This is a genomic window from Streptomyces sp. NPDC001070 (assembly GCF_053598835.1).
This window is the reverse complement of record NZ_JBSFLB010000005.1, coordinates 330,013-336,012: the sequence shown is the minus strand read 5'-3', so window position 1 is coordinate 336,012 and position 6,000 is coordinate 330,013. Positions and strand designations below refer to the sequence as shown.

At 67.7% G+C, this 6,000-nt stretch carries 4 protein-coding genes and 2 pseudogenes; 4 read left to right on the top strand and 2 right to left on the bottom strand.

Annotated elements, in window-relative coordinates; all coding sequences use genetic code 11:
- Nucleotides 1-732 precede the first annotated feature (732 nt).
- Nucleotides 733-960 carry a hypothetical protein gene (locus tag ACWDAS_RS09195; protein ID WP_450388212.1) on the top strand — a complete coding sequence of 76 codons (228 nt, stop codon included), beginning with the start codon at nt 733-735 and terminating at the stop codon, nt 958-960.
- Between the two features lie 35 nt (nt 961-995).
- Here the strand turns inward: ACWDAS_RS09195 and ACWDAS_RS09190 are convergent, their stop codons facing one another.
- Complete coding sequence (locus ACWDAS_RS09190) at nt 996-1,184, bottom strand: hypothetical protein (RefSeq protein WP_450388211.1); 189 nt, start codon at nt 1,182-1,184, stop codon at nt 996-998.
- Between the two features lie 486 nt (nt 1,185-1,670).
- Between ACWDAS_RS09190 and ACWDAS_RS09185 the strand changes: the two genes are divergently transcribed.
- Both ACWDAS_RS09185 and ACWDAS_RS09180 read left to right on the top strand, forming a co-directional pair.
- The gene (locus tag ACWDAS_RS09185) at nt 1,671-2,426 is read left to right on the top strand and encodes a DUF899 family protein (protein WP_450388210.1); all 756 of its coding nucleotides are present in this window, start codon (nt 1,671-1,673) and stop codon (nt 2,424-2,426) included.
- 487 nt (nt 2,427-2,913) lie between these two features.
- Nucleotides 2,914-3,102, top strand: a pseudogene (locus ACWDAS_RS09180) (mycothiol transferase); the annotation flags it as partial.
- A gap of 217 nt (nt 3,103-3,319) precedes the next feature.
- On the opposite strand, the gene ACWDAS_RS09175 reads toward ACWDAS_RS09180, so the two are convergent.
- Complete coding sequence (locus tag ACWDAS_RS09175; RefSeq protein WP_450388209.1) at nt 3,320-5,464, bottom strand: SpoIIE family protein phosphatase; 2,145 nt, start codon at nt 5,462-5,464, stop codon at nt 3,320-3,322.
- Nucleotides 5,465-5,673: 209 nt separating this feature from the next.
- On the opposite strand from ACWDAS_RS09175, the pseudogene ACWDAS_RS09170 reads away from it, so the two are divergent.
- A pseudogene (locus ACWDAS_RS09170) lies at nt 5,674-5,835 on the top strand (tyrosine-type recombinase/integrase); the annotation flags it as partial.
- Nucleotides 5,836-6,000: the final 165 nt, after the last annotated feature.

Genomic DNA, 6,000 nt, shown 5'->3' with positions numbered 1-6,000 from the left:
TCGTCACGCGGGGTGGCCATGTCGTAGGCGAAGCTCATGCCCATGGCGCCCAGGCCGATGACGCCGACCTCAGGTCCGTGCGTGCCCAGGGTGGTAGTACGCATGTCGGTGTTCTGCCTTCGTGTCGGATCGGAGCGATGCTACGACCGGTGCTAACTCGGCGACCGGTCGACTACTTCGAACGTAGGGGGCTGGGCTGGGGGAATCCAAGGCCAACAGGCCTTGGATCGGAACCTGCTTCCTCTCAACAGATAGGCCTGGACTCCCAGTGCACGTCGGCGCTGAACTCGGCAGCGATCGGTTCGTCCCAGACCGCAGTGGGGAACGGCCTTTCTTGGATCCGGCCAGGCGAGTGGTACAGGGGCGGTGCCATCGTCGGGCAGCCAGGACGGCGTGACACACGAGCAACAAGGTCGGTGGAACGACTTTGGCCGGGAGCTGCTTTGGCGCGAGTGATCACGGCCCCGTAAGCTTCCGGCGCGTCGGGCAGTCTGTGGACCTGCCCGGCAAAGCACGACGTTGGGGCCGTGATCTTCGAGGCTCGCGCCAAAGCGGCTGGCTGAAGTCGTGGAGCCGACCGCCCCAGCCACAACGGGTTTCCCTCCTCGCCCGCATGCGCCCGGCGCGCCGCCGGGCGCGGCCAGCCGGGCGGAGACAGGAGGCAGGCCGCGCCGCAGAGGCGGCGCGCTCCCGCGCCGGGTCACCGGCGACATCTCTGGCCCGCACCGGCGGGTGGTCGGCGGGATCGGCCTGGCGCTGCTGGTCCTCGCTCTTGCGCCCTTCGCCTTCATGGGCGGGAGGGACTCCGTGGAAGGCTGGTCCGCAATCTTCGCCCTGCTGTCGGGTGTCGTGATCGGCAACCTGTGGGCGTTCCTCCGGGTCCGCCGGTCACTGCGGGCGACAGAAGGCGTCGACATCCTCACCGGGATCGACACCGGCGGCTTCGCAGGGAAGCAGTAACCGACCGAGGCCCTGTGGTGGGTCTCGGGATGCCGCTACTCGTCGACCTGATGGAGGAGCCTGGTGCGGATCTTCCCAGCCTCAGCGGCGGTGTCGGCCTGCTCGGTGAGGCGGATGTCCTTCTTCGTGAGCCGGTCACGCCCGGCGTGGACGCGTACCCGGAAGCCGTCCCCGTGAGGCCGGATGCCGCCGCGGTGACTTCGCTCGGTTGTCGAGTTCGCCATGACAACGGAACCTATTCGTGGCCTCGGCAGGATTCGAACCTGCGACACCCGCTTTAGGAGTTCCTGAGGGGTGCTCAGCGAACGGTCCGTAGTCGCCTCTCGTCCGGACGGGGTGTCTCTGGTCGGGTTTCTGAGTACTGCAGCGTGCATACCCGTTGCCGTCAACCGTTGCCGTCAGGCGGTGCTGCATGTGCTGGAGTGCGGGGTGACCAGTTCCAACCGCCGGACTCGTACGGCAGGTCCTTCTGCATGGACCAGATACAGGTGGTGCTCATCGGCTCCGTAGCAGCCGGCATGGTCGCCCTCGGCTATGTCTGTATCAGGATTATCGGCGGCCGGCGTCAGACCGCAGGCCAAGCCGACGTTGCGCATGGCCAACCGGTCCTCTCCATCGCCAGGACCGTGTACTCCGGGGAGGTCGTGGTCAGCAGGGCCTGCCTCGGACTGCACCGATGAGTTCTTGTGGGCTGTGGGGTCAGTACGGGCATGACTGCTGTGAACAAACCGCCGGTCGCCTCCCGCCGGGAGTGGCTGGCCGCCGTCGACACCCTGCGCGCCCGGGAGAAGGCGCACACCCGGGAGGGCGATGCGATCGCCGCCGCGCGGCGACGGTTGCCCATGACCGAGGTGGACCCATCAACTCCGATCGTCGGAGGCAACGGAGAGGTCCCCCTGATCGACGTCTTCGACGGCCGCACCCAACTGTTCGTCTCGTATCACATGTGGCACGACGGCCGCCCCGCAGCCGACCAGTGTGAGGGCTGCACCTTCTTCACCGGGCAGGTCCGCGAACTGTCCTATCTGCACCAGCGTGACGTCACCTTCGCCGTCTTCTGCCAGGGCCCGTTCGACGAGTCCGACCGCTACCGCCGTTTCATGGGCTGGGACATGCCCTGGTACTCCGTACCCGCCGAGTCACGCGAACCGCTCCTCGCCGGTCGTCACTTCGGAATGAAAGCGAGCTACCTTCGCGACGGAGACCGCGTCTACGAGACGTACTGGACCACCGGCCGCGGCGTCGAACCCATGGCGCCCTCCTACGGCATCCTCGACATGACCGTCCACGGACGGCAGGAGAAATGGGAGGACTCCCCTGCAGGCTGGCCGCAGCCGTACGAAACCCTCGGCCAGCAGTTCCGCAAGGATGGACGGCCGACCGCGCAATGGGCACGGATCACCGCAGGCCACGACGACCTCCACAGCGGACAGCCCAGCACGAGCGGCTCAGGCTGCTGCGCCTGAACTTGAACCCGACGGCGGTCCCGGCTGCACGGTCGAGGCCCCGTATTCCTGCGGACCGCCCACACCCGGTTACCGTGAGCGTGCTTCAACGGGCCACATCCCAGCAAGCGCGAAGAGGCCCCGTCTGGGCCAAAAGCGCTGGGGGCCAGCCCTTTTACGTGACGCACTGTCGGTTTCCGGGCTTGAGAGGTTGTCGCATTTGGTGAAGCGGAGACCCTGCGGCGACTGGAGAAAGAACCAGCGGGGCCCTCCCGGTCCTGGCAACACCACAACCGCGGAGAGGAGGATGACCGCCGCGGGTAGTGAAGTCCCAGCTCAAGGCATTTCCAACTCCGTACACAGCTGACGTTCTGGAGAGGATGCGGCGCATGAACTGCACGAGTGAGTACGCAGGTGAGGGTGGCATCACCGCGCTCGCTGCCGCCATCGAGTGCCTGGCAGCAATCAAGCAGTGTGGCATCCGGGAAGTGGCGAAGTGACCGTGGTGGTGGACGCTGAGATCACGGCGTTGCTGCGTGTCTTGCAGGTGCAGCGAGACCACGTGTTGGGGACCGTGGAAGGGCTCAGTGAGGAGGCGTTGCGGCGACCGGTGCTGCCCTCTGGGTGGAGTTGCCTGGGGATGGTGCAGCACCTCACGCTGTCGGTGGAGCGGCTTTGGGCTGGAGCTGCTTTGGCGCGAGTGATCACGGCCCCGTACCGTTCGGTTCCTCCATGTCCTGGCGGGCGACGAGCGCCGAGACAACAACGCCTTGCCCGGTGAGGACGTCATCGATGTGCTCGCAGAGGTCCACGCGCTCGACGGTGTAGTACCCCCCATCGTCCTCGCACCGTCGAGCGCGGTGCAGCACCTCAAGGCCGTTTCGACTCCGAGTACGCGTTCGTGATCAACGCCATCAAGATCGGCCTCCTTGCCGGAGTCCGGGGCGATCTTGGGAGGCGACCTGGCTCGGGCGAAGTGCGCGGGTCCGGGCGAGGAGCAGGGTGACGTCGTCGGATGCCGCGGTCGGCATCGCGTTGACGATTGCTGCGCAGAGGTCATCCAATGGACGGCCTGGTTGCGCAAGTGCGGCGCTCAGGCGGTCCATGCCGGCGCCAATGTCGTGGTCGCGGTCCTCGATCAGGCCGTCGGTGTAGAGGGCGAGCACGCTTCCCTCGGGCAGTTCCAGCGTCACGGACTCGAAGGGGATCAGTCCAACGCCGAGCGGCGCTCCGGAGGGCAGGTCGGGGAAGGTGACGCCGCCGTGCGGGTCGATGATCGCGGGCGGGGGGTGGCCGGCCCGGGCCATCGTGCAGCTTTGGGTGACGGGGTCGTACACGGCGTAGAGACATGTGGCGGCCATCGTCACGGCGCCCGGGTCCCGGGGGTCGGCGTCTTCCGCCGCGAGGCGGAGGCCGACCTCGTCCAGGTGGGTCAGCAGTTCGTCGGGGGGCAGGTTCAGGTGCGCGAGCGTGCGGACGGTTGCGCGGATTTGGCCCATGGTGGCCGCGGCGGTGATGCCGTGCCCGACCACGTCGCCGATGACCAGGGCCACCCGGGCGCCGGACAGCGGGATCACATCGAACCAGTCGCCCCCGACGCCGTGGTGGCTGTCGGCCGGCAGGTAGCGCCAGGCCACGTCGGCGGCGGACCCGCCCGTTGCACGGTGAGGCAGCAAGTGGCGCTGCAGAGCGAGGGCCGCGGAGCGTTCGCGCGCGTATCGGCGGGCGTTGTCCAAGGACAGCGCGGCCATGCTGACGAGTTCCTCGGCCAGGAGCAGGTCGTCCTCCTCGAACGGCATGGAATCCCCCATCCGCATGAACTTCGCCACGCCCAGCACGTCGCCCCGCGCGTGGATCGGGACGACTATCAGAGAGTGCATCTTGTGTTCGCGGACCTTCTGCACCCATGCGCGGTTTTGCAGGGTAGGCCAGACGCCGCAGGAGGTATCCAGAATCGGCTCGAAGTGGGACTTTCTGGAGCGCAGGACGTCGGTGATGGGGAGCGACGTCGGTGCGACGAAGACCGGCTCTCCCTGGAGAAACAGGGACTCCGGGGCCCCCTGGTTGATCGAGGCCACGCCCGCGCGCCAGAAAGTGGGGATTTCTCCGCCCTGCGAGCCGAGGCGGGCCAGGGGCTCCCCACCGAGCGGGACCGAATCCGCCAGATTGACGGTGACGAAGTCCGCAAGACCCGGCACCGCGAGGTCGGCCAGTTCCTGCGCGGTCCGCATGACATCCAAGGTGGTTCCGATCCGCGTACTGGCCTCGCCCAGGACCGTGAGACGCTCTCGCGCCTGCTGATAAGAGGCGACATCCACGCCGATAGCGCACACGCCCAGCGCACGGTCATCCGCATCCTCAAGGCGGAAGAAGGAGCCCACCAGCGTACGGTCCCCGCGCCCATGCGCCGGCAGGAAGGCCCGGTACTCCACGTTGATCGCCGGGATGCCGCTCTCCAGCACCTGGCGCATCACCGCCTCGAGTGCTTCGGCCTCCGGGCCGGGCGCCGTCTCCGTCAGCGTATGCCCCAGCTGCTGCGAGACAGGGATGGCGTCTTTGAAGCCCTCGTTTGCCAAGATGCAGCGCAGCTCGGTGTCGCGTATCGAGACCCCGATCGGTAGGCGGCTCGGGAAGCGTCGCGCAGCCGGGAGCGACTCCACCGCTGATCCATCGGCCGCGTACGAGGGAAACGTCGCGCTGTCATCGGTCGCCGAGACGAGCCACCGGGCCCGGCCGTCCTGTCCGGACAGCCAATGCACGGACAGGCGCACGTCGATCCCGCGGCCGTCGCGGTGACGAACCTTGGTGAAGCGGGACCAGGGAGCCGAGGCACGGCCGTGCACCGAAAGCGCCGATGCGATCGCCCGGACGTCGGCGGCCGCAAGCAGGACGGCAGCGGACCGGCCCACCACTTCAGCGGCCGAGTAGCCGACCAGCTGCTGGGCGGCCCGCGTCCACCCGACCACCGTCCCCTCCGCGTCGAGCACGGCAATCGCCGAGTCGATCGCCTGAAGGGCCGTCTGAGCTGCGATGATTTCCGTTTCCGTAGGACTGTCCATCGATCATCCCTTCTGCGTCCCCCCGCGATGAGGTTCTCCGTGTGCTCGGCCGGTCGCGTGCGCGCCGCTCACCGGCCGTCGTGGTCCTGTCGCTCTCCCCGAGGGCACTCCTTCCGTGCGCTGCCCCGGCGGGCGGCGAAGGACATAAAAGTATATAGTAGACCAGTCGTCTAGACGTGGGGATTCCCATCCAAAATGCCACCCAACCCCGCGAACACGGGGTGCACGCGCTGCGGCACTTCTACGCCTCCGTGCTCCTGGACGCAGGCGAGAACGTCTGAGACCTGAGCAGTTACCCGGGTCACACGGACGCGGGGTTCACGCTTCGCGTCTATACGCACCTCATGCCGAGCAGCGAGGGACCGTCCTGATGACTCCCGGAGCGACCGCGTAGACCCTGATCCTCTGCGGCCCGAGCTCCTGGACGAGCGGACGCCTCCCGCCTCGGCAACCTGGCGTCACCTCGCGCACACAACCATCCGAAAGCCCAGGCCACGTGCCCAGCGCGGGCAGATTGCGCCGATCGGCCGTATGCC